Here is a 25,048-nt window from a genome sequence, read left to right on the forward strand (position 1 = left end):
CAGACCTCGATGGGGTGAACGTACTCGGAATCAGAGTCGGTCCATGTAAGAAAAGCGATACGACGACGTCGATGGGAGTCACGCGACAAATGTCGTTTTGTGCGTCGGGATCCGTCAACAACCGCTGTCGGCCAGGACCCAGAAGTTGGGGCCGGTCTGGCGCAGCGTGTGGGTCACGAAGACGTTGGTGAGCCCCATCGCCTGATCGGAGCCGTTGGCATAGGTGGACCCGAGCACGTCGTGGGCCCGCCCGTCCCGCACGTGCGCCCAGTTGCTGGCCCGCACGCACACCGGTGCCGGCGGGGTCGTCGGCGGGTCCGTCGGCGGGGTGACGCCGCCGTCGAGGCCCCACGACCGTCCGATGTGGAAGGACGAGCAGATGGAGTCCAGGAAGTAGGCGCCGGCCGTGCCGCACTGGTCCGTCGCGCCGCCCGGGTCGACCGGGGTGCCGTGGCCGATTCCGCTGACGCGGTAGACCTGGACCGTCGCTCCGTAGTCTTCGCGGACGGTGTTGCCCGGCAGCGCCTGCGTTCCGGTCGGGCTCTGGCCGACGCCGTTGACGTTCGTCCACTGGTCGCGCAGCTGGTCGGCGTTGAACGTCGCCACGGTGTAGTCGTTGGTGCCGTACCAGATCGACACCACCGGACGTCGGCCGGCGTAGCCGGGGAAGGCGCCGCGGGCCAGGTCGCCCCACTGCTGCGGGGTGCGGTTCTGCCGTTGGCTCAGGCACAGCACGCCCGCCGTCAGCGTGGTGGCGCACTTGTACGCGATGCCGGCGATCACGGCACCGCCGCGGAAGACGTCGGGGTACGCGGCGAGCATCACGGCCGTCATCGCGCCGCCGGCGGACAGTCCGGTGACGAAGACGCGGCCCGCGTCGACGCCGACGTTCGCCACGGCGTGGTCGACCATCTGCTTGACCGACAGCGCCTCGCCCTGCCCGCGCGACTGGTCGCCGGGCTCGAACCAGTTGAAACAGGAACTGGAGTTGTTCGCCGAACTCGTCTGCGGCAGCACGAGCGCGAAGCGCCAGAGGTCGGCGTACTTGCGCCACCCGGAGTTGGTGAAGTATTCGGTCGCGGTCTGGCCGCAGCCGTGGAACGCGACCACGAGCGGCGCGCCGGACGGCAGTCCGTCGGGCCGGTAGCTGTACATGCTCAGGTTGCCGGGGTTCGAGCCGAATCCGGAGACCGGGGTCAGCGTCGCCGCCGCGGCCGGCGTCACGGGGCCGAGAAGTGTGGCGGCGAGGAGGACGAGAAGGGAGATCGACCTGGCCATGAACGGCACGCTACGCAGCCCATCGATCACCGACAATGTGTACGGCGCACACGTTCGGACCCGGTCATGTGGCGAGGATCCGGGCCGCCACCGCCCGCGCGCCGGTGTCGCCGATGAGGATGCTGTAGTGGTTGGTGTCCGGGACCTCGAAGGCCGTCACCCGCTCCGGGTCGAGCCCGGCGGCGGCGAGCCGTCCGGCGTCGTAGAGGCCCTGCGGCTCGTTGCTCAGGCCACGGCTGGCCCACAGCAGCACGGCGGGCACCGGCAGTCGGCGCACCGCCGTCAGGGTCTCCGGGTCGCGGATCACCGCCGTGCCGTCGACGCGCACGGCGTCGAGCGAGCACGACGAGCGCAGCGCCGGCGGCTCGCCGGTCAGGTCGTGCTCGACGTACGCCGCGACCGCCGCCGACCACTGGCCGGCGAACGCGGGATGGTCGCGCCAGAACGCGTGGTACGCCTCGACGTCGGGGAACGTCATCGACAACCGGGCCATCGCCGGGCCGAGAACGGCGGCGAGCACCGCGTCGACGTCGACGCCGTCGGGCACGGGGAAGCCGACGCCGCCGTCGACCAGAACCAGCGAACGCACCCGCGACGGGTGGCGCACCGCGGCGACGCAGGCGACGAACGCGCCCATCGAGTGCCCGGCGACGACCACCCGGTCGGCACCGACGTGGTCGAGCACCGCGATCAGGTCGTCGGCGTGCCGCGCGATGCCCGCGGAGCCCGACACCGCCGCGCTTCCGGCCCGACCGCGCAGATCGGGCGCCAGCAGCGTCACCCGACCGTCGAGGTGCTCGGCGACGCGGCCCCACGACAGTCCGTTCGCGGTGATCCCGTGCACAACGAGCACCACCGGCGCGCCGGGTTCCCGGGCCGGCCACCGGTGCACCTCCAGGGCACCACCCGGAACCTCGACGGTGAAGCTGTTCATCGGGAGAGAGCCTTTCGACGGCGGAGGCGGTCGCGCAGGCCCGGCGGCAGCCCGCCGGCGATCCCACGGGGCAGAAAATACACGGCGACGATGAACAGCAGCCCGAGCACGAACTGCGGCTCGGACAGCGGCTTGCGGATCGCGTCCGGCAGTGCCGACAGGCCGTCCGATGTGGACAGTCCGGACAGTCGATGGTCGAGATACGTGTACAGCACGCCGCCCAGCAGCGCGCCCCACCGGGAACCGGCACCGCCGAGCACCACCATGACGAGCAGGCCCAGGGTGAACGACGAGATGGTGGTCTGCGGCGTGGACCCGCTGAGCAGCAACAGGTGCACGACGCCGCCCGCGGTGGCGAGCACAGCAGAGAGCACGTACGACAGCAGCCGGAACCGGTACGGGTCGAGGCCCAGCACCTCCACCCGCCGCTCGTTCTCGCGGATGGCCGCCCACACCCTGCCCGGCTCCGAGTCCACCGCCCACCGCACCACGAGAGCGACCACGACCGCGTACGCGAGCGCCAGCCAGTACAGGTTGGCCGTGTGCACGACCCCCACGAGCATGCCCGGTATCCGGTCGGCGGCCAGCGACAGCCCCTCCTCGCCGCCGGTGAGCCCGCCCGGGTCGCTCAGCACGACGATCGAGCCGACCTCGGCGAAGGCGAGCGTCACCATCGCGAACGCGATCCCGTTGACCCGCAACGCGAGCGCGCCGAGCAGCGCGGGCAGCACGAGTCCGACCACGGCGGTGAGCGCGAGCGCGGCACCGAACGACCAGCCCCACCGGCTGATCGCGATGTTCGTGGTGTAGGTGCCGGTGGCCACGTACAGGGCGTGCCCGAAGGAGAGCAGTCCGGTGTGGCCGAAGAGCAGGTCGTAGCTCAGCGCGAACCCGGCGAACAGCAGGCACAACGCGAGCAGTTGCAGGCTGCCCGGGCTGTTGAGCGCGCCCGGCAACAGGCCGGGAACGTCCACTGTGGAGTACGGAACCAGCGCGAGCGCCGCCACCACCGCGACCGGAACCACCCACCGCTTCACGCGATACTCCCGACCAGACCGCGCGGCCGCACCAGCAGCAGCACCGCGAGCAACAGCACCACCGACGCCTCGCCGACGCCGGACACGGTGTAGTAGTTGGCGAACTGCTGCACCAGCCCGACCAGCACGGCGGCCATCGCCGAGCCGGTGATCGAACCCATCCCGCCGATGACGACGACGATGAACGCGAAGATGAGCAGCGACGTGCCCTGCCCCGGCGAGACGTTGCCGAAGTAGACGCCGGCGAGCGCGCCCGCGAGCGCCGCCGCCGCGCCACCGATGGCGAACACGGCGGTGAACGCGATCCGCACGTCGATGCCCAGCGCGGTGACCATCGACCGGTCCTCGACGCCGGCCCGGATGACGAGCCCGAGCCGGGTGCGCTTCAACAGCAGAAGCAGCGCGCCCAGCACCAGCAGCGCCGCGAACACCAACAGGAACCGGTCGTTCGGCACGGTGGCGCCGAGCACCCGCGTGGTCCCACGGGTCCACGACGGGCGCGGGAACGTCAGCGGGTCCGCGCCCCACCACGCCCGCAGCAGCGCGACCCCGGCTAGGCTCAGCCCGACCGTCACGAGAACCTGGTGAATGGGACGCGCGTAGAGCGGCCGGATCAGCACCAGCTCGACGAGCACCGCGAGCACCGCACCCGCGAGCACCCCGAACGCGACGGCGAGCAGGAAGCCGAACCCTTCGGCTCCCGCCCCGGGCAGGTGCGCGGCGGCCCACCAGGTGCCGTACGCACCGGCCGCGAGGAAGATGCCGTGCGCGAAGTTGAGCACGTCGGCGAGCCCGAAGATGAGGGACAGGCCGGCGGCGACGAGGAAGTAGAGCGCGGCCAGGCCGAGCCCGGTCAGGAACAGCAGCACCACCGTGCTCACCGACCCACCCCCAGCAGCGCCCTGGTGCGGCCCGCGTCGGCAAGGAGCTCCGCGGTCGGTCCACTGTGGACGACGCGGCCCTGCTCGATCACGACCGCCGGGCCGGCGAGCCGGGCGACCAGCGGCAGGTTCTGCTCGACCAGCAGGATCGGCACCGTGGCGGCGACCCGTTCGAGCACCTGCGCCACCTCGCTGACGATCCGCGGGGCGAGCCCCTTGGTGGGTTCGTCGACCAGCAGGATGCGGTTGCCGGCGAGCAGGCAGCGCCCGATGGCGAGCATCTGCTGCTGGCCGCCGGAAAGCGTGCCGGCCCGTTGGCCGGCCCGCGTGGCGAGCTCCGGGAAGATCTCGTGGACCACGTCGTAGCGGGGCACCCCGCGCTCGGCGAGCCGCAGGTTCTCGGCGACCGTGAGCCCGGCGAACACGCCGCGGTCCTCCGGCACGTAGCCGACTCCGCGGCGCACGATCGCGTGGGTGGGCAGCCGCGAGATGTCGAAACCGTCGAGGGTGATCGACCCGGTGCGGGGGACCAGGCCGAGGATCGCACGCAGCGTCGTCGTCTTGCCGGCGCCGTTGCGGCCGAGCAGCGCCGTCACCCCGGTCGAGGGGACGGTGAAGCTCACGTCGCGCACCAGATGCGACCCTCCGATGTGGACGTCCACATGGGACAGTTCGATCACAGAGGCTCTCCCACGTACGCGTGCTGCACCGTCTCGTCGTCCATGACCCGCGCCGGCGTGTCGATCGCCAGCAGCGCGCCGTGGTGCATCACCGCGACCCGGTCGGCGAGGCCGAGCAGCACCTCCATGTGGTGCTCCACCATCAGCACCGGTCGCCCCGCCCGGTGGATCTCCCGGATCAGCTCGGTCAACGCGGGCACGTCGCCGGTCGCGACGCCGGCCATCGGCTCGTCGAGCAGCATGATCCGCGGCTCGGTCGCCAGCAGCACGGCCAGTTCCAGCTTGCGCTTGTCGCCGTGCGACAGGGTTCCGGCGAGGTCAGCCGCGTGAGAAGAGAGGCCCACGTCGTCGAGCGCGGCCTCCGCGGCCGACGACGCCGCGCGGTCCGCCGAGGCCCGCCGCCACAGCCGCAGGCAACTCCCGCGGCTGGCGGCGGCGATCCGGACGTTCTCCCGCACGGTGAGGGCGGGAAAGACGCTGGAGGACTGGAACGTGCGCCCGAGCCCGAGCCGCGCGCGCCGGTGCGGCGGGGCGGCGGTGAGGTCGACCCCGTCGAGCGTCACCGAGCCGGCGGTCGGCCGGATCAGCCCGGAGATCAGGTTGAACAGCGAGGTCTTGCCGGCGCCGTTCGGCCCGATGACCGCGACGAACTCGCCGTCGGCCACGTCGAACGTCACGTCGTCGACGATCCGGGTGCTCCCGACCGTCCACGTGAGACCCCGCACCGATAAGACGCTCACTTCTTGGCCGCGATCGGCGGTGCGACCGCGTCGGCGTCGAGCTTCTTCACCAGCGTGGCCGTGGGCGCGGTCGCGCTGCCGGTCAGCTTCACCTGGAACATCGGCTGCAACAGCGCGTGGTCCTCGGCCCGGACCGTCACCGTGCCCTTGACGCCGTCGAACGACCAGCCCTCCAACGACCTGATCATCCCCGGCACGTCGTCGTGACCGCCCGCCCGCACCACCATCTGCGCCGCGGTGAAGCCGTCCACCGTGAACAGGTCGACGGTGCCGCCGGCCTTCGTGACCCGCTCGGTCATCGCCTTCTCCACCTCGGTGCCGGCCGCGCCCGCGAAGTAGTGCGAGAGGAAGCTGACCTTCTGCGCCACCGGTCCGTACGTGGGCCAGGTCGCCGTGATGTCGAGGCCGGTGACGACGGTGGTGCTGTCGAAGACGCCCTGCTGTCCGAGCGCGGTCCACATGGCCTGCGCGGTCTGCCCGGCCCACGCGACGAACAGCAGGTTCGGTGCCTGCGCCTTGACCTGGCTGGCGAACGGGGTCAGGTCGGTGGCGCTCGCCGGTACCAGCAACTTGTCGACGGTGGCACCGGCGCCGCCGAGGACCGTTTGCACGGCCGTCACGTTGGCCTGTCCGAACGCGGAGTCCTGCGCGAACACCGTCACCTTCTTGCCGGCGGTGTCGCCCAGGAAGCTCGCCGCCGTCCGGATGTCCTGCCAGGTCTGGCGTCCGGACCGGAACGTGTTGCCGTTGACCCCGGTGATCGCGTCGGTGGCGGCCGGCCCGGAGATGAACAGTACCTGGTTCTGCGCGGCCAGCGGCGCGACCTGGACGGCGACCCCGGACGCGGTCGAGCCGGCCAGCACCGTGAAGCCCTGCCCGATCAGGTCCTTCGCCGCCGACACGGCCTTGGCCGGATCGCCGGCGTCGTCGGCCTCGGTGACCTCGACCGGGCGCTTGCCGACCTTGTTCGTGCCCTCGGTGGCGTAGTCGAGCCCGGCCTTGAACCCTTCGAGGTACTGCTTGCCGTAGGACGCCAGGGGGCCCGTCTTGGAGTACACGAGCCCGACCTTCAGCGGCGCGCTGCTCCCGGTGTCATCCGTGGCGGCCTTCTCCGGGCTCCCGCACCCTGTAAGCGACCCGGCGAGCGCGGCCAGCAGGGCCGTCGCCGCGGCGAGTAACGCGCGACCGTGATGCCCAGGCATGGGGAACCTCTTCTCGTACGCGGGGGACGTATGCGGCCAGGCTAGGAGAGCGGTGACGCGCGCCATACGTACGCCGGACCCACATATCGGCACGCCGGTATGTGGGAGCGTCACGTCCCGGGCAGGCTCGCGCGCAACGCGTGCAGTTTCAGCGCGAGCTGCACCTCCAGCGCGTGGTCCGGCCGTTGCCAGCGGGTGCCGAGCAACTGGCTGATCCGGTCGAGCCGCTGGTTGACCGTGTTCACGTGGACGTGCAGCCGCTCGGCCGCCCGGGCCGGGCTGCTGCCGGTGTCGAAGTACGCCCGCAGGGTGTCGGCGAGCGCCGTGCGGCGCCGCGCGTCGTACTCCAGCACCGGCCCGATGGTCGCCGCGAGAAACGTGGTGATGTCGTTGTCCTGGCCCAGCAGCAGGCCGACGAAGCCGAGGTCGGCGGCGCTGACCCCGTCGCCCGTGCGGCCGAGGGTCCGCAGCGCCGAGACGCAGCGGGCCGCCTCGACGTAGGCGGCGGCGACCTCGTCCGGCCCGACCGGTCCGGCGCCGCCGGCGGTCACCGGCGAGCCGAGGACGGCACCGAGTTCGCGCGCGACCCGGCGGGCCTCGTCGCCGGGGGAGCCAGGGGAGCCGGGCGAGCCGGAGGCCCCGCTGGTGTCATTGCCGGGAAGCAGCAGCACACCGTCGCCGTCGTGGCGGCCGGCGAGGCCACCGCGCGCCGACGCCTGGCCCGCCGCCCACGACGACGCCCGCTGGCGGTACCGGGCCTCCGCCGAGAAGACCACGACCACGTGCGGGCGGTCCAGGTCGACGCCGAGCCGGCGGGCCCGTTCCAGCACCACCGCGGGGTCGTCGCCGCGCCCGACGACGAGGTCCTCCAGCAGTTCGCCGCGCACGCGGCTCTCGGTGTCGGTGACGCTCCGGCGCACGAGCAGGAGCAGCGCGGTGACCACGGCGGCCCGCTCCAGCGTCCGCTCGTCGGTCTCTGACAGCTCGCCCGGGACGCACAGCGCGAGCGCGCACAGCGGCTCGCCGCCGGCACCGACGGCGGCCACGCGCAGGTCACCGCGCCGCACCGCCCGGCCCTGCACGCGCGCCTCGGCGACCGCCTCGGCGAGGGCGGCGTCGGAGACCGCGTCGGAAATGTCGCCGACGGTGACCAGACGGCGCCCACCCGCGTCGAGCACGATGATGGCGCCGCCCAGCAGTTCGGCGACCGTGGTGGCGAGTTCGCGGACGTCGACGCCGCGCAGCACCAGGCCGGCGAGTCGGTCGTGGGCGTCGGCGGCCCGCTCGATGGCGAGGCTGTGCTCCCGGCTGAGCGTGTTGGCGGTACCCAGTTCCGCGAGCGCCGCCCGGGTCTCGGTGAGCAGGCGGGTGTTGTCGATGGCGACGGCCGCGTGCGCGGCGAGCGAGGTCAGCAGCGCGATCTCGGGCCGCTCGAACGGCCGGGCGGTCCGGTTCGCGGCGTACAGGACGCCGACCACCCGGGCACCGAGCCGCATCGGCACGCCCAGGATCGCGACGATGCCCTCCTCCTGCACCGCCGTGTCGATCTCCTCGGTGTGGCGGAACCGCGGGTCACCGAGGTACGACGACGTGGTGAACGGCGTGGCGAGCTGGGCGGCGAGCCCGCCGAGTCCGGCGCCCATCGGCAGCCGCAGGCGCTGGAACCGGGCCGACACCGACCCGTCGGTGACCCGCATGTACGTGTCGCCGCGGTCCGGGTCGTTGAGCGTCATGTAGGTGACGTCGGTGTCGAGCAGCTTGCGCGCCCGGCGCACGATCGCCTCCAGCACCGCGTCGAGGTCGCGCAGCGTCGCGAGGTCGGCGACGGTGTCGAACAGGGCCGACAGCTCCGCCTCGCGCCGGCGGCGCCGGTCCAGCAGGGCCCGGACCTCCAGCGCCAGTTCGCGGGCGCGGTCGAGCGCCGCCAGTGCGTCGGCGGAGGCACCGACCGCGCGGGCCTCCAGCAGCGGGCGGTCGAACTCGACCCGCGGTGCCTCCCGCACCAGCATCTCCAGGAACGCCTCGGCCGATGCGCCGGGCTCACGGGTGTCCGCTGCCACCACCTCCTCCGCCGGGATATGTCAGTGTGCGGTCCACCCGCCGTCCATGGCCAGCGACGCACCGGTGATCGACGCGGCGGCCGGTGAGCACAGGTACCCGACGAGCTCCGCGACCTCCGCGGGCTCGATCAGCCGCTTGACCGCCGCCGGCGCCAGCATGATCCGCTCGACGACCTCGTCGGCGCTGATGCCGTGCGCCGCCGCCTGGTCCGCGATCTGGTCCTCGACGAGCGGGGTCCGCACGTACGCCGGGTTGATGCAGTTCGACGTGACGCCGTGCGCCGCGCCCTCCAGGGCGATCACCTTCGACAGCCCCTCCAGGCCGTGCTTGGCCGCCACGTAGGCGGCCTTGTACGGGGACGCGCGCAGCCCGTGCACCGACGAGATGTTCACGACCCGCCCGAAACCGCGCTCGTACATGGCCGGCAGCACCTGCCGGACCAGCCGGAACGGCGCCTCCAGCATCACGCGCAGCAACCGGCCGAACCGCTCCGGCGGGAACCGCTCGATCGGCGCGACGTGCTGGAGACCGGCGTTGTTGACCAGGATGTCCGGGGCCGGGAACCGGTTGGCGGCGAGGAAGTCGCCGAGCCGGTCGACCGCGTCGAGGTCCGCGAGGTCGGCGATCCAGGCGGCACCGCCGAGCTCCCCGGCGACCCGTTTCGCGCCGTCCGCGTCGATGTCGGCCACCAGCACCGCGGCACCGGCCGCGGCCAGGTGCCGCGCGGTGGCCAGGCCGATGCCACTGGCCGCACCGGTGACGAGCGCGGCCCGGCCCGCGAGTGGTGTGGACACGCGACGGACGGTAGCGGTGGCCGCCGACCGCCGACCATGTGCGCGACTCACACAAACCGGCGGCCGGCCGTGGTTCTCCCGTCCATCTCCTTCGGTCAGGCTTAGAGCTTCGTCAATATCTTCCTTCATCGATCTTCTCGTGGTAGGAATTCTTTGCCTTACAGAGGCATCCATCAATACAACGGGGAAGGACGTCTATGTCCACAAGCCTGCTGCGCCGCGTGACCGCGACCCTCGTCGCGACGCTGGCCGGCATCGTGGTGTTGTTGGCGCCGGGCGCACCGGCGTCGGCCGCACCGCCCACCTGGCCCACGATCAACGAGGGCGATTCCGGAATCACCGTCACGACGGCGCAACTGCTGCTGCGCCAACGGGGCGCCACGAGCGTGACCGCCGACGGAATCTTCGGACCCGGCACCGACGCGGCCGTCCGGGCGTTCCAGAGCGCCAACGGCCTCACCAACGACGGTTACGTCGGCCCGCTCACGTGGGTGAAACTCGTGGTGCCGGCCGCGGAGGGCGCCACCGGCGACCACGTGCGCGCGATCCAGGGTCAGCTCAACCGGCACGGGTTCGGCGTCGACGTCGACGGCATCTTCGGTCCGGGCACGGCCGCCGCGGTCACCTCGTTCAAGACCGCCCGCGGCGCCGCGTCGTCGGGGTCCACGGTGGACGTGGAGACGTGGCAGTGGCTGGTCGCCTACGGCGGTCAGTTCGCGCTGCCGCTGGCGAAGAGCGCGCTGCCCCGCAGCGAGTACGACGACCCGCACCACGACTACCCGGCCCTCGACCTCCCGGTCGGCTCCGGCACGTCGGCGTACGCGATCACCGGCGGCACCGTGTCGCGGGTCGACGACAGCTCCTGCGGACGCGGCATCATCATCACGTCCAACGGCATCCGCTACATCTACTGCCACCTGTCGAACTGGGTGGCGACGTCGGGTGCCACGGTGTCGGCCGGACAACTCGTCGGCTACACCGGCAACACCGGCAACTCCACCGGTCCGCACCTGCACATCGGGATCAAGACCCCGTCCACCAGCCGCTGCCCGCAGTCGTTCCTGCTGGCGATCTACGACGGCCGGACGCCGCCGAACCCGGCGACCCTGCCGACGACCGGCTGCTTCTACACCTCCTTCGCGGAGCCGTACTACGAGGACGGCCACCTGTAGGACGGGTCCACAGTGGACCCAATGCCGCTGATCTTGCAGTTGTGTCCGCCGAAAAACGGGCGAATTCCGGCGAAAGGGCGGGCACAACTGCAAGATCGACAACCGTGAGCCGCCCGCCGGCGTCGATCTTGCAGTTGTGGTGCCTTGTTCGCCCGCATTTGCCACTCTTTGTGGCCCACCACAACTGCAAGATCGACTCGCGCGGGACGGCGGGGACGGGCGGTGGCCGGTGGTTGCAGGGGTGTGGCCGATAAGAGACATAGCGGTAGGTCCGCCGCTTCTCCTCCAATAGCGTCCGTCGCGATCGGCGTGAATGGGGGAACCGTGGAGTACTACGTCAGCAACTCGGGAAACGACACCAATCCGGGGACGTTCGAGCGACCGTTCCGTACCGTCTCCCGGGGTGCCCGCGGGCTCGTCGCCGGTGACGTGCTCAACCTGCGCAACGGTGTCCACATCGGACCCGTCGACGTCGTCGGCGTGCGGGGGAGCGCCGACGATCCGATCGTCATCCGGTCGTACCCGGGGGAGCACGCGTACCTCGACGGCGCGGTCAGGGCGTTCCGCACGCGCGCCAACGACGACGACTGGATCCCCGCCCGGCGGGTCGACCCGGACGCACGCGACGACGAGTACGTCTCGGCGACCGTGTTCACCGGCGACCTCGTCAACCGCGGGGCGTTCCTGGACCGTAACCCGTACACGCGGTTGCTGACCTACTCGAACCTCAACGACCTGCGGGCGTCCAACGAGACGTTCGAGCCGATCGTCGACGACGCCGACCCGCGGCCGGGACCGGCCGCCACCGACGAGGACGGAAACCCGCTCGGGCACCGGCTGCCGTGGGTCTACATGGGTCCCGGCCTGTTCTTCGACCAGGCGACCGGCCGGGTGCACATCCGCCTCGCCCACACCCACAACAACGTGCCGGAGGTCGTCGACTACACGGAGGAGACCGATCCGCGCCGGGTGCCGCTGGCGATCAGCCCGAAGGACATGACCACGCTGCAGGTGCGCGGGTCGGGTCGGCTGCGGTTCGAGAACCTGACGGTCATGCACGGCGGCGACAACACGATCGTCCTCACCGGGTCCGACCACGTCACGTTCGACCACGTCCGGATCCGGGCGGGCACCCGGGGCGTGCGGACGGGTGGCACCACCGACGTCGTGTTCGCGCACTGCCAGTTCGTCGGCGGCGTCCCGACGTGGACCTTCCGGACCGACCGCACCGCCGGGTACCGCTTTCTCGACGGCGACGAGGTGGTCGCGAACAACCTGAGCGACCGGACGAGCGACACGCTGCTGCTGGGCAACCCGGGCGACCGGACCGTCGAGATCCACCACTGCGAGTTCCTCAACGGGCACAACGTCGTCCTCAGCGGCCAGGAGGTGTCGTTCCACCACAACTGGATCAACAACATGCAGGACGACGCGCTGGCGCTGGGATTCGACGGCGGAACCGACGGCGCGGTGACGTCGACGCGGATCCACCAGAACGTCATCACCCGGGCGTTGACCGCGTTCAGCTTCTCCGCGCACAACCGGACCACCCGGTGGTACCTCTACCGCAACCTGGTCGACCTGCGCGGCCGCACCCGGGGGTTCCGGCCGCGCCGTCCGGGTGACGCCGAGGTGTGGCGCTTCGGCCAACTGCACACCGGCGCGGGTGCGGCACTCGGCCCGCACGACCTGTTCCACAACACCGTGCTCTGCTTCGACCAGCGCGGGCAGGCGTCGTTCCTGCACTACCGCGACACCGACGGCGAGTCTCCGCGGCGCTCGTTCAACAACGTGTTCGTCGCGGTCAATCCGGGGCCGGAGGCGGACATCGCGCTGACGTTCGTGCCGCCGCCGTCGTTCCCGGGTCCCACCGACGGCAACCTGTACCACCGGTTCGGCGTGGCGACCCGCGATCCGTTGCGGTATCTGGCGTACGAGCTCGACGGCGAGCGGTTCCGCGCGGGCACGTTCGCCGACCTGGAGCGGTTGCGGGCGAGTGTGCTGTTCGAGCAGAGCCGCCGCCGGTACCGGCCCGGGTACGAGGCGAACAGCCTCCTCGCCGAGCCGGGGTTCCGCCGGATCAACCGGACCGGCCGGCCGCGTGACGACGACGACCTGCGCCCGGCCGACACGAGTCCGGTGCTCGGCGCGGGCGTGCGGCTGCCGGCCGACCTCGGCGCGCTCGATCCGTTCCGACCGGACCTCGACAACCCCGACATCGGCTGCTACCCGCGCACCGGCGACCCGCTCGACGTGGGTGTCGACGGATGCCGGTCGTTCCCGGCCGCGCCGGGCGCACCGGCGATCCGGCCGAGGCGACCGACGGCCGGCGTCTGGAAACCGGCGCTGCTGCACGAGTTCCTCGACGGCGACCTCGGCAACATCAGGGCGCTGCCCGGCGAGCTGACCGTGCTGCCGCCGGGCGAACGGGTGATCCGGCCGACACCGGATCCGGCCGACCGCGGCCTCCTGACCGGGTTCGGCCGCTCGGTCGGGTACCGGTTCGAGCAGCCGCCGGGCGACGTCATCGGCGTCGACCTCGGCGTCGACGTGCTGTACCTGCCGCAGCCGGGAGCCGTCGTCCGGATGCCGATCGTGTCGATCGACGACGACCGGCTAGCGCTCCGCGTCAGCCACGAGAACGTCGTCGTACCGGGCACGGTCCGCACCGGCGTCACCGTGTTGGTGGACGGCGACCCGGTCGACCTCGGCGTCCTCGACGTGTCCCTGCAGCGGCCCACCCGGCTGCGACTGCGCTGGCACACGCACGGCCAGCTGCACCTGTTCTGTGACGGGCGGTTGCGCGCGTACGAGCCGGGCGTCGCGGTCGGCCGGAGCGTCGAGCTGGGCGGCGTCGACGTCGGGAAGTACCCGCAGGTGCTGCCGAGCGGGCCACGCTTCCTGGTCCGGCGGGTGTACCTGAAGTTCCTGCGCCGCGACGACTCCCGCCGCGACCTCGACGTCCAGGTGCCGCTGTACATCGGCTGCGCACCGCCGCCCGCCGGATGCGTGGCACAGGCCCGGCGGGTGCACGAGCAGATGCGGGCGCGTACCCAGGCGTTCATGTCCCGGTTCATCGCCTCGACCACGACGTCGTGGCGCGGGCAGTCGCCCGGGCCGTTCTCGCCCGCCTCGGCGGCCGCGCACGCCGCGGCCGTGGACGCCGCCCGCGCGTTCGACACGTTCCTCGGTACCCGCGAACCGGCCGCCGCCGACACGTTCTCCCGCCGGATCGGCGACTTCTTCGACTCCCTCGCCGCCGACGACCCGGCCGGGTACGCCGCGCTCGTCGCCGAACTGAACGGGCTCGCCGACGGCATCGACCCGGCGTGCCGGCAGGCGTTCCAACCCGTCCGTGACGCCAACGCCGAGGTCCTGGCACCGCTGGCCGCCCTGTTCGGGCAGGCGTGGCAACGGGCGCAGGCCGTTCGAGGAGGACGCTGACAATGGTCGATTTCGCCGACTTCACCGCGTTCGCGGAGGCGCGCGGGCACAACCTGACCGGACCGTTGACCCACGAACAGGCGGTGGCGCTGGCCGAGGCCTGGTTCCCCGAGGTGCGGTTCCACGAACGCGAGCGGTTCCACCCGGTGGACCTCCCCGACCTGTTGACCGTGCCGGCGGAGATCTTCGCGGAGCTGCCGGAGGGCGCGCAGGACGAGTTCCGGGTGTCCGTGCTGACCACCGTTCGGCCCGACGGCCAACCGGTGTTCGAGTTGTTCGAACCGCCGGTGGTGCACGCCGCGCTCAGCACCGCCCGGCGGGTGCTCGGCTCCGGCGCCGACGCCGCCGACGGCCTGGACGACCTCGACGCGCTGGGTCGCAGCGGGGTCTACACGTACGGTGCGCGGCTCGGTGCCGGGCGGGAGTTCTTCGGTGCGAGTGTGACCGTGGCGGGCGCGGGGGAACCGGCGCCGGGTGACCCGCGGGTCCCCCGGCACCTGCCGATGACGGTCCGCGCGGAACTGCGGTTCCTGCTGGAGGCGCTCAAGCACGAACTGGAACTCGACGACCTGCCGGAGCCGCTGGCCGGTCGGGGCCGGCCGATCGACGCGATCTGGTCCGGGTTCGACGCCGAGGAGTCGTTCTTCGCGCCCGACGACCGGACCACGCGCGTCCGGTTCCCGAGATTCCGGATGCGGGAGATCCTCCGTGCGCTGATCGCCGCCCACGAGGCCGGCGACGACGCGGGGGAGCGGGCCGCGCTGGCCGGGATTCCGGACGGGTGGCACTTCGTCGAGAAGGCATGGGACGCGGTGCGCCAGTTCGTGTTCCTGGAGTACTACCTCGTCTACGCGTTCAACGACTACAAGGAGTACGGGACGGCGCCGTTCGAGAACGAGCACGAGGGCGACGTCGAGGGCTGCTGCGTGGTGTTCGAACGGCGGGACCTGGAGTCGTTCGCCGCCGGCCGGATCGGCGTCGACGACGTCGTGCCGCACACCGTGATCACCGCGGCGCACGAGGAGTTCCAGGGCATCGACTCGATGAAACGCCTGCCGCTGGACCGCGACCGGGCCCGCGACGACCTGTTGGTGTACGTGGCGCCCGGCAGCCACGCCACCTACCTCACCGCCGGCAGCCACGACATCCTCGACTTCGAGGACGTCGCCACCGACCTTCCGCTGCACCTGCCGGACTGGCTGATCGTCGTGGGCACGCTCACGTTGGCGCTACCGGTGGCCGCGATCCTCGCCGGCATCCTCGAACACTTCGTCGACGCCGAGGACGAGACCTCCGACAACGGCGCCTCGATCGGCCCGCAGCCGCCCGCACCCGGCTCGCTGCAGTTCGACAAGCGCATCGAGGTGACGCCCCTGTCGGACATCCGCACCAGCGTCAACATCTACCAGGACGAGCCGGACCTGCGCGCCGCACTGGCGATCCGTGGCTTCCCCGGCAAATGGGGGCGGCGACGCCGGCACCGTCGACAAGAGCCCACCGTGGGAGAACAAGACCGCCCGCTACTTCCGCCGCTTCGTCGCGTCGGACAACATCCGCCCCCGCCCGGTGGTCGACTGACGCACCCGGTTCGGCGCCGACACGGTCGCGTGTCGACGCCGAACCCGCGGTGTCCACCACTATTCGGCGTACGCCTGATCCGTCGAGTGGCCGCTGTAGCCGAGGCTCCAGATGTAGCCGTCCGGGTCGGCGAACGTGCCGCCGTACCCGCCCCACGGCAGGTCGCCGGCGGGCTTGAGGATCGTCGCGCCGGCCTTCTCCGCCTCCGCGAGAATCTCGTCGACCCGCTTCTCACTCCGGACGACGTAGGTGAGGACCAGCCCGCTGAAGCCGCTGCCCTCCGGGCTCGTGCCCACCTGGTCGGCCAGGCCGTCGCGGCCGTAGAAACCGACGATCGAGCCCGTGTCCGACTCGAAGAACACCGAGACGCCGTAGTCGTCCTTCACCTTCCAGCCGAGGCCCTCCGTGTAGAACTGCTTGGCCCGGGCCATGTCCCGGACGCCGAGGAGCACCGAGCTGATGTTCGCCTTCATTTCCTGTCTCCCTTGTGCTGACTGGTGATGCACACAGGAATCACGTTAGGCGCGGCTACCGTCCGGTGCTTCTTGATTCCTGATCGACCTCGGGAAAGTCCGACGACAGCGCGACGAGAGGCCGGCCCTCTAGCGTGGCGACTCGCCGCGAAAGCCGGTGTAGAGAAAAGGAACCACAATGCTTCGAGGATTCGCCACCATCAACTACTGGGCCGACGATCTGACGGCGGCGACGCGTTGGTACGCGGAGCTGCTCGGCGTCGAGCCGTATTTCGAGCGGCCCGGCCCCGACGGCAGCCCCGGATACGTCGAGTTCCGGCTCGGTGAGTTCCAGGACGAGCTGGGTCTGGTCCACCGCAACTGGCAGCCGTCGAACGCCGCGACGGAGCCGGGCGGGGCGATCATGCACTGGCACGTCGACGACATCGAGGCGACGTTCACCAAGCTGCTGTCGATGGGCGCCAAGGAGTATCAGCCGATCGTCAACCACGGCGACTCGGGGTTCGTGTCGGCCTCCGTGGTCGATCCGTTCGGCAACGTGCTGGGAATCATGTACAACCCGCACTACGTCGAGATCCTGACGGAGAACGGCAAGGGCTGAGCACGGGGATCAGCGGGCGATCGTCCGGGCGGCGATCCGCTCGTGCGCGTCGATCGTGCGCGGTAGCTGCGGAGGCTGCGTCCCCTCCACCCAGAGGCCGAACGTCATCAGGCCGCCCACCCGCGGATACCGCTCCGCCAGATTCGCGTAGTCCCACTGGAGCTGCGCGAGTTCGGCGTCGGTACGGTGCCGGGACGGGCAACTGGGCAGGGGCGCCGCCTGCGGCATGAGAAACAGCCGCTGGCCGCCCGGGGTCCGGTCGATCAGCGTCCGCAGGATCGACTCGATCTCACCGATCGGCTTGCAGTAGTCGTCGAAGCCGACCCAGTCGACGTTGTCCGGAACCGTGATGGTCGGGACCTTGTAGCCGGCCTCGACCAGCATCACGGGCTTGTCGAAGGTCGCCTTGATCTCGGTGGCGGCGGCGGCCACCTCGTCCGGCGAGGCCCCGCGGTGATACGGCTCGTCGAGCAGATAGAAGGCCGCCACCTTGGCCAGATGAGGCTCGACCGCCGCGGCCAGCCGCCGCCACCGGTCCCGGTAGTTCGGGTACAGATCGCACGGGCTCGGCGGGCCGGGACAGCCGGTGAAGAACTCCCAGCCGGTGTACACCACGCACGAGTTCTCCGCGCAGTCGTCGAACACGTCGGTCGCGTACCCGGTGAGGTCGCTGATGCTGATGTAGGAGACCGTGCTGCGTCCCCGGACATCGGCCACGTGACTCGGCCCGGGAGGGAATCGGGCGCCGAAGTAGCCGAAGTGGTCCGGCCCGGAGCCGATCGGCGGCGCCAACCCGGACATGTTCAGGTCCGACACCGACAGTCCGTAGAAGGACGTCCGCGCACCGGGGTCGTCGAGGTAGGCGCCGAGGAACAGCGTGGGCGAGGCGGGGAACGCCCGATCCATCGGCGCGGTGAGGACGGTGTCGTTCACGGTCACCTTCGCGGTCCGGGAGCCCGACCGGGTGGCGACGGTGACGGTGAAGCGACCGTTCGCGTCCGGCCGGGCGGTGGTCGAACCGACCGCGGTACCGGCGTGGAACACCGTGGCCCGCCCGTCGGAGCGGACGATCACCCCCAGGTCCACCGCGGCATTGGTGACGTAGCCCGAGTTGTCCCGGTCGGCGGACAGCACCACGGACGCCCACTGCCCGGACGTGGTGTCGCCGGTGACCGGGTCGACAATGGTGCGGACGTTGATGGCACCGAGGACGCCGACCTGCACGGGTGCGTCCAGCCGGACCGCCGAGTGGCCGTCGAAGAACGTCAGCGCGCCGGGATGGTCGGCTTGGTTGACCCGCGAGGACGTCGGCGCCGGCGGCTGGTTGCTGTTCCAGCGACCGGAGGTGCGGGTGTAGGTGGCGCCCCGGCGGTTGCCCTTCTGCCGACCCGCCAGCGAGTCGTTCAGGCCGTACGACGGGTCCAGGCTCACCGCGCCGTCGAAGGTGTCGGAGAAACCGCTCATGATGACCATCGCGTCCCGGTCCACCGCGTTCGCGGTCGCCGTGACCGTCAACTGGACGCCCGTCACCAACACCATCGCGGCGCCCACCGCCAGCCTCGTCGTCAACCGCTTGCGTCGTGCCACCGATCCCCCTCCGCGCGCCACCGGGGGCGCAGCCGGCAGAAGGGTAGTGACGGTCGCTGTCGTCGCAGTTGCGCGGCGCTTTCGGGGCGGTTCGGCCTCAGGCCGGCGGGGTCCGGTCCGTCGCCAGCGCCGCGCGGATCCACGGCGGTATGTGCTCGGGGTCGCGGGGGAACCGTTCGAGTTCTTTCGCGCAGTCGGCCAGCTCGGGTGGCCGGCGCAGCTCGTCCCAGGACCACTTGTACTCGGTCGAGTACACGTCGGGGAACGTGACGTACACGTCGAGGTACAGCCATGCGCCCTCGCCCGGACGGTACATGGCCGCGCGGAGTTGCCGGAACCGGTCGTCGATGTCGGGCGGTACGGCGACCGACGTGATGCTGCCCGGCGCGATCGCGGACATCATCGTGCCGGCGGTGACGAGGTAGTCGCCGTACGCGACGACGCTGACATGGGCGCTCTCGAAGTGCGTCGGCAACTCGTGCACGAACCGGTCGACCAGGGCATCGAGCAGCCGCTGCTGCTCGTGCGTGTCGAGCGGTTCCGGCGGTGGGGTCCGGCGCACCGGCGGCACCGGCGGCACCGGCGCGCCCGCGTCGCGCAGGTAGCCACGGAGCCAGTCCGGAACATGCTCGGGGTCACGCGGGTACCACTCCAGATCACGCACCCACTCGCCGGGTGCGATCCCGGGCTTCCAGTTCGGGTCGTGCTCGTCGTTGTAGATGATGCTGAGGTCCCGCCCGTCGAGCAGCAGCCGGGCCGAGAACCACGTTCCGCGCCCGGGGACGTACATGAGCTGCCGCAGCCGGCTCAGATGCTTCTGAACCAGGAAGGGAAAGGGCATGGCCCACGCGACCGTCGTATGTTCCCTGTTGAGCACCATGGCGGACAGGTCGCTGACCCCGATGACGAAGCAGGCCTTGATGTCGAAGCGTTTCCAGCCGGCCGGTGCGGTGGCGATCAGCTCCCGGCGGATGGCGTCGACCAGGTCCCGCTGCTCGTCTTCGGTCGACTGCTCGGGCACCGTGGGCATCGCGTCTCATCTCTGGTCGATATGAACAACGGCAGGATAGCCAGGACCGGTGGCCGGTGCGCGGTCGGTGACCGGCGTGCGGAGGAAGAGCAGGGTGGCGGCGCCGGCGGCCGCGGCCAGCACGGCGCTCACCAGGAAGACGCGGTCGAGGCCGGCGGCGTAGGCGGCCCGCAGCACGTCGGCCGGTACGCGGTCGGCCAGGCCCCGGTGGCCGCCGCCGGTGAGGAGGCGGGCGGCCGCGTCGGGGTCCGGGAGCGCGCCGGTGGCGGCGAGAACATCGGACGCGCGACCGGCGATCAGCGTGGCGACGGCCGGCAGGGCGACGGCGAAACCGAGCTGGCGGAACGTGTTCGACGCGCCGTTGGCCATTCCGGCCCGGTCGGGCGGTGCCGCGGCGAGGGCGGCCGAGGCGAGCACCGGCGTGCACAGGCCGACGCCGAGGCCGGTGACGCACAGGCCCGGAATCAGCGCCGCCCAGCCGCTGTCGGCGTCGACCAGCGTGCACAGTCCGGTACCGGCGGCGATGAGCAGCAGTCCCCAGCCGATCGTGTGCCGGGCCGGGACGTGGTGCAGGAGGCGGCCGCCCGCGCCGGCGACGACGAACGCGACCACGGCCATCGGCGCGAGGACGAGACCGGTGCCCATCGCGCTGAGTCCCAGCACCGTCTGGGCCCACACCGAGACGAAGACGAGGTTGGCGAACGCGGACGCGGTCAGCGCGGCCGCGCCGACCATCAGCACGGTGAACGCCGGGCGGCGGAACAGCCGCAGGTCGAGCATCGGGTCGGGACGCGACCGTTCGATCAGGACGAACACGACGCCCGTCACCGCGCCGGCGGCGAGCGGGCCGAGCGTCACGCGGTCGGACCAGCCGTGCGAGCCGGCCCGGATCAGGCCGTACACCACCAGGGAGACCGCGACGGTGAAGGTGGTGACGCCGGGAAGGTCGAGACGGTTGGACGCGCGCCCGGGCCGGCCGGGCACCGACAGCCGCGCCAGCACCACCGCGGCGACCGCGACCGGCAGGTTGACCAGGAAGATCGAGCGCCAGCCGACGTGCTCGGTCAGCAGGCCACCGAGGACCGGGCCGGCCGCAGCCGCCGCACCGTTGGCCGCGCCCCACACGCCGAACGCCACCGACCTGTCGCGGCCCGTGTAGATGGCGGTCAGCAGGGCGGCGTTCGTGGCGTACATCGCCGCACCGCCGGCGCCCTGTACGCCGCGCGCGGCGATGAGCATGCCGGTGCCCGACGCCAGCCCGCACGCCAACGAGGCGACGGCGAAGACCACCAGGCCGACGATGAACACCCGCCGGTGCCCGAGCCGGTCCGACAGCGAACCGGACGCCATGAGCAGCGCGGCGAGCACGAGGACGTACAGGTCGACGGTCCACTGCAGGGCGGCGAACGACGAGTGCAGGTCGCGGGAGAGGGCCGGCACGGCCACCGAGACGATGGTCATGTCGACCAGCAGCATGAACGTGCTCAGCGACACCGCGAGCAGGGGCAACCATTTGCGCATGGCGGCAGCCTGCCGAGAGCGCCCGACTACCGGCGTCAACCGACGGCAATTCGGCGGATTCCGACACGATGCTAGCGTGAGACGGTGGATCCACTCACGCTGGACGTCCTGGACCGGCAACTGGTCCACGCCCTGCAGATCGACGGACGGGCCGCGTTCAGCCGGATCGCCGACGCCCTCGGCACCTCCGACCGCACGATCGCCCGCCGCTACCGGCGGCTGCGCCTGGCCGGCGTGCTGCGCGTCGTCGGCCTGCCGCACGCGGCGGCGCTCGGCCACGTCGACTGGCTGGTGCGGATGCGCTGCGCACCCGACGCCGCCGTCCCGCTCTCGACGGCGCTCGCCCGCCGCGCCGACACGTCCTGGGTCACCGTGCTCTCCGGCGGCACCGAGATCACCTGCATCACCCGAACCCGCGCCCAGAGCGAGGACGGCGAACTGCTGCTGCAGAAGCTGCCCCGGACGCCCCGGATCACCGACGTCACCGCGCACTGCACGCTGCGCTCGGTGGCCGGCGTCAACGGATGGCCGGGCCGCACCGCCGCGCTGGGGCCGGCCGAGGTCGCGGCGCTGCGTCCCGAATGGTCCGAGACAACGCCGCCGACCGCGCCGGTCGCTCTCGGCCCGACCGATCACCACCTGTTGGCCGCCCTGGCCAGGGACGGCCGGGCGAGCATCCCCGACCTCGCCGCCGCGACCCGGTCCGCCGAGACGACCGTCCGGCGCCGCCTCGACGACCTGCGCCGCACCGGCGTCCTTTACTTCGACGTCGACACCGAGCCGCGGCTGTTCGGCTACCACGCCGAGGCGATGCTGTGGCTGACGGTCGTGCCGTCGGCGCTCACGCGCGTCACCGATGCTCTTGCCCGGCATCCGCAGATCGCCTACGCCGCCGCCATGACCGGACCGGCCAACATCTCCGCGGCGGTCGCGTGCCGCGACCTCGGCGAGTTGTACGACTACCTGGCGACCGGCGTCGGTTCGCTGCGGGGCGTGTCCGCGGCCGAGGCGGCGCCGGTCGTGCGGCGGGTGAAGAGCGCGGGCGCCCTGCTCGTGTGAGTTGCTATTGCAGAGTGCACTAGTGCAGACTGCACTAGTGAGGAAAGCGGACCGGGATCTGGTGGCGTTGACGGCGCTCGCCCTGCTGCTCACCGGGCCGCGGCACACGTACGAGATGCTGCTGCTGATCGAGAAGACCCACAAGACGTTCGTCGCCGGGCTGCCGCGCAGCCTCTACCACGCGGTCAACCGGCTGGTCGCCGCCGGCGACATCCGGACGGTCGGCGCGACGAGGGACGCCGGGCGGCCCGAGCGCACCGTCTACGCGCTCGCCGACCGGGGCCGGGCCCGCCTCGACGAGTGGGTGGCCCGGCTGCTGCGCGAACCGGATCCCGACTCGACCCTGTTCACGGCGGCGCTGACGTTCGCCGGCTGCCTGCCACCGGTCACCGTCGCCGGTCTCCTCCGTGAGCGTCGCGGGGACCTGGACCGGCGGGCGAAGGCCGCGCGGTCCGCCCTGGCCGGGCTGCCCGACCTTCCCCGGATCCTGTTGCTGGAGACCGAGTACGAGGCGAGCCGGCTCGCCGCCGAGCGCGCGTGGGTGTCGCGGATCATCGCCGACCTCGACGCCGGACGGCTCACCTGGCCCGGAACGCCGGACGCCATCGCCGGTGTCGACCACCTGCTCGAGGAGCCGCCGTGAAACTGCTGTACGAGGCCCACGCGACCGTGGACGCACCGGTCGGGTCCGTCCGTGCCCTGATCGACGACGGCTGGGTGGTCGACACGTTCCTCGGGGGCGGCCGAGGATACGTCGACGTCGACCATCGGCCCGGCACCGTCGGCTTCCAGGGGCACTGGTGGTACCGCGGCGAGATCAGCGCCGAACCGGACGGGAGCCGCACCACGCTCACCTACCGCGTGTTCAACATCGCCCGCCGGTCCGCCTGGGCGGTGCCCATGGCGAACCGGTTCTTCATCGGTTACCGCGCAACGGTCCGCGACGGCGTCGCCGGCCTGGCCCGGCAGGTGGAGGACCGGCTCAGGACGGCAGGATGAGAACGTCGTCGCGGTTGACGAACATGATCCGGTGCCCGAACTGGATCTGGACGTACCTCGTCGCGCCGCGGATGACGGTCCAGTCGCCCGGAGAGGTGCCCGCGAACGTCGTGGCCCGGTAGTACTCCGACGGCAGGAGGTTGCCCACCGTGTACCGTTCGCCGGCCGAGAACGTGTACTGGAGCGGCGTCACGGCCTGGTACGGAACGCCTTCGGGGTAGGCGGCCTGCTCCGGGTAGGCCCGGCCGTACACGGGAACGGTGGCGCGGCCCGGTTTCGGCGTCACCACCAGACCGAACGACGGTGTGGCCGTCGGCGCGGAGCGCGGGTTGCGGAACCAGGCGACCTGTCCGAGGTACCAGATCGCGGTCCAGTCGCCCCGGCGGTCGGCCACCGCGAACCGTTGCCCGGCACTGGCCCGCGCGCCGTGGTCGGAGATGTCCATTGTGGACGGTGTCCCGTCCGGGTGCAGCCCGAGGTCCTTGACGAGCGGCGCGGTGTCGCTCGGCGCGCTGTGCAGGACGACCGCCGACGAGCCGCGCGCCGGGCACGTCCCGTCGGTGTCGCATCCGGTGAACCGCGGCTTGTTGGTCCGCAGGTCCGGGTCGATGACGACGGTGCCACCGCGCGGAACCACGGGGACGGCCAGCGGCGCGTGCAACAGGTCGAAGTAGTGGTTCCAGTCCCAGTACGGGCCCGGGTCCCAGTGCATGCCGCGCACGGTGGTCGGCAGCGTCCCGGGAACGTTGTCGTGCCCGATGATGTGTGTACGGTCGAGCGGGATCCCGTTGCGCAGCGCCAGATACCGCACCAGCTTGGCCGAACTGCGGTACATCGCCTCGGTGAACCAGGTGCCCTGCGCCGCGTAGCCCTCGTGCTCGATGCCGATCGCCTTGGCGTTGACGTACCAGTTGCCGGCGTGCCACGCGGCGTCCTTCGCCTTGACGTGCTGGGCGGTGTGGCCGTCGGCGGAGCGGATCGTGTAGTTCCACGACACGTAGGTGGGGTCCTGCACGAGCCGGATGGTGTCGTCGTACGAGGTCTCGGTGTCGTGGATGACGATGTACTCGATCTTCTGGCGGGCCGGCCGGTCGCTCAGGTCGTGGTTGCCGTAGTTGTTCGGCGCGGGTCCGGTCTGCTGGTAGGGCGCCGGGATCCATTCGCACGACAGGGTTACCGGGCACTCCACGCCGTCGCTCCGGGGGCGGGTCGGTGACCGGTGCGGTTCGACCCGGGTGGCCGCGAGGCGCAGCGGGTGGCCGTCGTCGGTGGTCCGGGTGACGCCCTCGGCGAGCACGGCGTACACCTCGTCGGCGAACGCCCCGTCGGCCTCGCCGACGCCCGGATAGCGGGCCACCGCGCCGTACCAGTCGGCGGGGTCGGTCGACAGCGGCGCGCCGAGTTCGCGTTGGTACCGGGCGAGCAGCGCGGCGCCGCCCCGGATGTTGGCGGTCGGGTCGGTGCGCAGCGCCTGCGGGTCGAGGCCGGTCAGCGCGGCCGCGCGGTCGAGGCTCTGCGTCGCCGTGGTTCTCGGTGCGGGGGCCGGAACCAGGGCCGGCCGCGCCGCGTCCCCGCGCGGATCCGCCGCCGCCGGGCCGTCGGGCCGCGCGGTCGTCGATTGGACGTCGGTGAGGTGCATCGGTCCGTAACCCCCGACGGTGCTCGGGGTCCCGGCATTGGTGTCCCACCGCGACTGCAGATAGGAGACGGCGAGCAGCACGCTCTCCGGCACGTCGAAGTCCCCGGCGGCGGTGCGGTACGCCAGCTGGCGGCTGTCGGCGGGCGCGGCCATGGCCGGTCCCGGACCGACCGTGCCGGCGAGGAGGACGATCACGGCCGCGGTGGCGGTCCGGGTGGCTGCGCGCATCCCAACCTCTATTCGATCGTGTGGATAGATGTTGATTGATGACCGGTGTTGTGATCCTCGCGGCATCGATCGGCGTCGTCAAGCCGCACCGTCAAGCCGCGCCGTAAACT

20 protein-coding genes are annotated in these 25,048 nt (G+C 71.7%); 6 read left to right on the forward strand and 14 right to left on the reverse strand.

Going from position 1 to position 25,048, the window contains the following annotated elements:
• Positions 1-114 precede the first annotated feature (114 nt).
• The 9 genes from Vau01_RS33895 to Vau01_RS33935 all read right to left on the reverse strand — a co-directional run bounded on the left by Vau01_RS33895 (position 115) and on the right by Vau01_RS33935 (position 9,607).
• Positions 115-1,278 (reverse strand): extracellular catalytic domain type 1 short-chain-length polyhydroxyalkanoate depolymerase, encoded by a 1,164-nt coding sequence (locus Vau01_RS33895; RefSeq protein ID WP_204001175.1) that lies wholly within the window; start codon positions 1,276-1,278, stop codon positions 115-117.
• 64 nt (positions 1,279-1,342) lie between these two features.
• Positions 1,343-2,212: an alpha/beta hydrolase gene (locus Vau01_RS33900; RefSeq protein ID WP_204001177.1), complete on the reverse strand. Its 870-nt coding sequence runs from the start codon at positions 2,210-2,212 to the stop codon at positions 1,343-1,345.
• Positions 2,209-3,249: a branched-chain amino acid ABC transporter permease gene (locus Vau01_RS33905; RefSeq protein ID WP_204001179.1), complete on the reverse strand. Its 1,041-nt coding sequence runs from the start codon at positions 3,247-3,249 to the stop codon at positions 2,209-2,211. The genes Vau01_RS33900 and Vau01_RS33905 overlap by 4 nt, the downstream gene beginning before the upstream one ends.
• Positions 3,246-4,130 carry a branched-chain amino acid ABC transporter permease gene (locus tag Vau01_RS33910; RefSeq protein WP_204001181.1) on the reverse strand — a complete coding sequence of 295 codons (885 nt, stop codon included), beginning with the start codon at positions 4,128-4,130 and terminating at the stop codon, positions 3,246-3,248. Before Vau01_RS33910 ends, Vau01_RS33905 begins: the two co-directional genes overlap by 4 nt.
• Positions 4,127-4,810, reverse strand: coding sequence for an ABC transporter ATP-binding protein (locus Vau01_RS33915; protein WP_204001184.1), 684 nt, complete (start codon positions 4,808-4,810; stop codon positions 4,127-4,129). Before Vau01_RS33915 ends, Vau01_RS33910 begins: the two co-directional genes overlap by 4 nt.
• The gene (locus Vau01_RS33920) at positions 4,807-5,535 is read right to left on the reverse strand and encodes an ABC transporter ATP-binding protein (protein ID WP_239152064.1); all 729 of its coding nucleotides are present in this window, start codon (positions 5,533-5,535) and stop codon (positions 4,807-4,809) included. Before Vau01_RS33920 ends, Vau01_RS33915 begins: the two co-directional genes overlap by 4 nt.
• An 11-nt stretch (positions 5,536-5,546) precedes the next feature.
• Positions 5,547-6,752 carry a substrate-binding domain-containing protein gene (locus Vau01_RS33925; protein ID WP_204001188.1) on the reverse strand — a complete coding sequence of 402 codons (1,206 nt, stop codon included), beginning with the start codon at positions 6,750-6,752 and terminating at the stop codon, positions 5,547-5,549.
• A gap of 110 nt (positions 6,753-6,862) precedes the next feature.
• Complete coding sequence (locus Vau01_RS33930) at positions 6,863-8,761, reverse strand: helix-turn-helix domain-containing protein (RefSeq protein ID WP_204001559.1); 1,899 nt, start codon at positions 8,759-8,761, stop codon at positions 6,863-6,865.
• A 72-nt stretch (positions 8,762-8,833) separates the two neighbouring features.
• A complete protein-coding gene (locus tag Vau01_RS33935; RefSeq protein ID WP_239152065.1) occupies positions 8,834-9,607 on the reverse strand; it encodes a 3-hydroxybutyrate dehydrogenase in 774 nt (257 codons plus the stop codon).
• A 197-nt stretch (positions 9,608-9,804) separates the two neighbouring features.
• Between Vau01_RS33935 and Vau01_RS33940 the strand changes: the two genes are divergently transcribed.
• Both Vau01_RS33940 and Vau01_RS33945 read left to right on the forward strand, forming a co-directional pair.
• On the forward strand, positions 9,805-10,779 hold the full coding sequence (locus Vau01_RS33940) for a peptidoglycan-binding protein (protein ID WP_204001192.1): 975 nt from the start codon (positions 9,805-9,807) through the stop codon (positions 10,777-10,779).
• 324 nt (positions 10,780-11,103) lie between these two features.
• Complete coding sequence (locus Vau01_RS33945) at positions 11,104-14,223, forward strand: right-handed parallel beta-helix repeat-containing protein (RefSeq protein ID WP_204001194.1); 3,120 nt, start codon at positions 11,104-11,106, stop codon at positions 14,221-14,223.
• A gap of 1,637 nt (positions 14,224-15,860) precedes the next feature.
• Here Vau01_RS33945 and Vau01_RS33950 read toward each other — a convergent pair.
• Complete coding sequence (locus Vau01_RS33950; RefSeq protein ID WP_204001561.1) at positions 15,861-16,274, reverse strand: VOC family protein; 414 nt, start codon at positions 16,272-16,274, stop codon at positions 15,861-15,863.
• Between the two features lie 178 nt (positions 16,275-16,452).
• Between Vau01_RS33950 and Vau01_RS33955 the strand changes: the two genes are divergently transcribed.
• Positions 16,453-16,875: a VOC family protein gene (locus Vau01_RS33955; protein ID WP_204001196.1), complete on the forward strand. Its 423-nt coding sequence runs from the start codon at positions 16,453-16,455 to the stop codon at positions 16,873-16,875.
• A 9-nt stretch (positions 16,876-16,884) separates the two neighbouring features.
• On the opposite strand, the gene Vau01_RS33960 is transcribed toward Vau01_RS33955, so the two are convergent.
• The 3 genes from Vau01_RS33960 to Vau01_RS33970 all read right to left on the reverse strand — a co-directional run bounded on the left by Vau01_RS33960 (position 16,885) and on the right by Vau01_RS33970 (position 21,013).
• On the reverse strand, positions 16,885-18,462 hold the full coding sequence (locus Vau01_RS33960) for a hypothetical protein (protein ID WP_204001198.1): 1,578 nt from the start codon (positions 18,460-18,462) through the stop codon (positions 16,885-16,887).
• Positions 18,463-18,559: 97 nt separating this feature from the next.
• Positions 18,560-19,492 (reverse strand): hypothetical protein, encoded by a 933-nt coding sequence (locus Vau01_RS33965; protein ID WP_204001200.1) that lies wholly within the window; start codon positions 19,490-19,492, stop codon positions 18,560-18,562.
• A gap of 6 nt (positions 19,493-19,498) precedes the next feature.
• Positions 19,499-21,013 carry an MFS transporter gene (locus Vau01_RS33970; RefSeq protein WP_204001203.1) on the reverse strand — a complete coding sequence of 505 codons (1,515 nt, stop codon included), beginning with the start codon at positions 21,011-21,013 and terminating at the stop codon, positions 19,499-19,501.
• Between the two features lie 84 nt (positions 21,014-21,097).
• Between Vau01_RS33970 and Vau01_RS33975 the strand changes: the two genes are divergently transcribed.
• From Vau01_RS33975 to Vau01_RS33985, 3 genes are read left to right on the forward strand one after another with little or no spacing between them, the layout of a single operon-like run.
• Positions 21,098-22,072: an Lrp/AsnC family transcriptional regulator gene (locus Vau01_RS33975; protein WP_204001206.1), complete on the forward strand. Its 975-nt coding sequence runs from the start codon at positions 21,098-21,100 to the stop codon at positions 22,070-22,072.
• Positions 22,073-22,109: 37 nt separating this feature from the next.
• On the forward strand, positions 22,110-22,715 hold the full coding sequence (locus tag Vau01_RS33980) for a PadR family transcriptional regulator (protein WP_204001208.1): 606 nt from the start codon (positions 22,110-22,112) through the stop codon (positions 22,713-22,715).
• The gene (locus Vau01_RS33985; protein ID WP_204001211.1) at positions 22,712-23,071 is read left to right on the forward strand and encodes a hypothetical protein; all 360 of its coding nucleotides are present in this window, start codon (positions 22,712-22,714) and stop codon (positions 23,069-23,071) included. Before Vau01_RS33980 ends, Vau01_RS33985 begins: the two co-directional genes overlap by 4 nt.
• On the opposite strand, the gene Vau01_RS33990 is transcribed toward Vau01_RS33985, so the two are convergent.
• Positions 23,055-24,938 carry an N-acetylmuramoyl-L-alanine amidase gene (locus Vau01_RS33990; protein ID WP_204001214.1) on the reverse strand — a complete coding sequence of 628 codons (1,884 nt, stop codon included), beginning with the start codon at positions 24,936-24,938 and terminating at the stop codon, positions 23,055-23,057. The two genes, Vau01_RS33985 and Vau01_RS33990, sit on opposite strands and share 17 nt — an antisense overlap.
• Positions 24,939-25,048 lie beyond the last annotated feature (110 nt).

The organism is Virgisporangium aurantiacum (genome assembly GCF_016863635.1).
GTDB lineage: Bacteria > Actinomycetota > Actinomycetes > Mycobacteriales > Micromonosporaceae > Virgisporangium > Virgisporangium aurantiacum.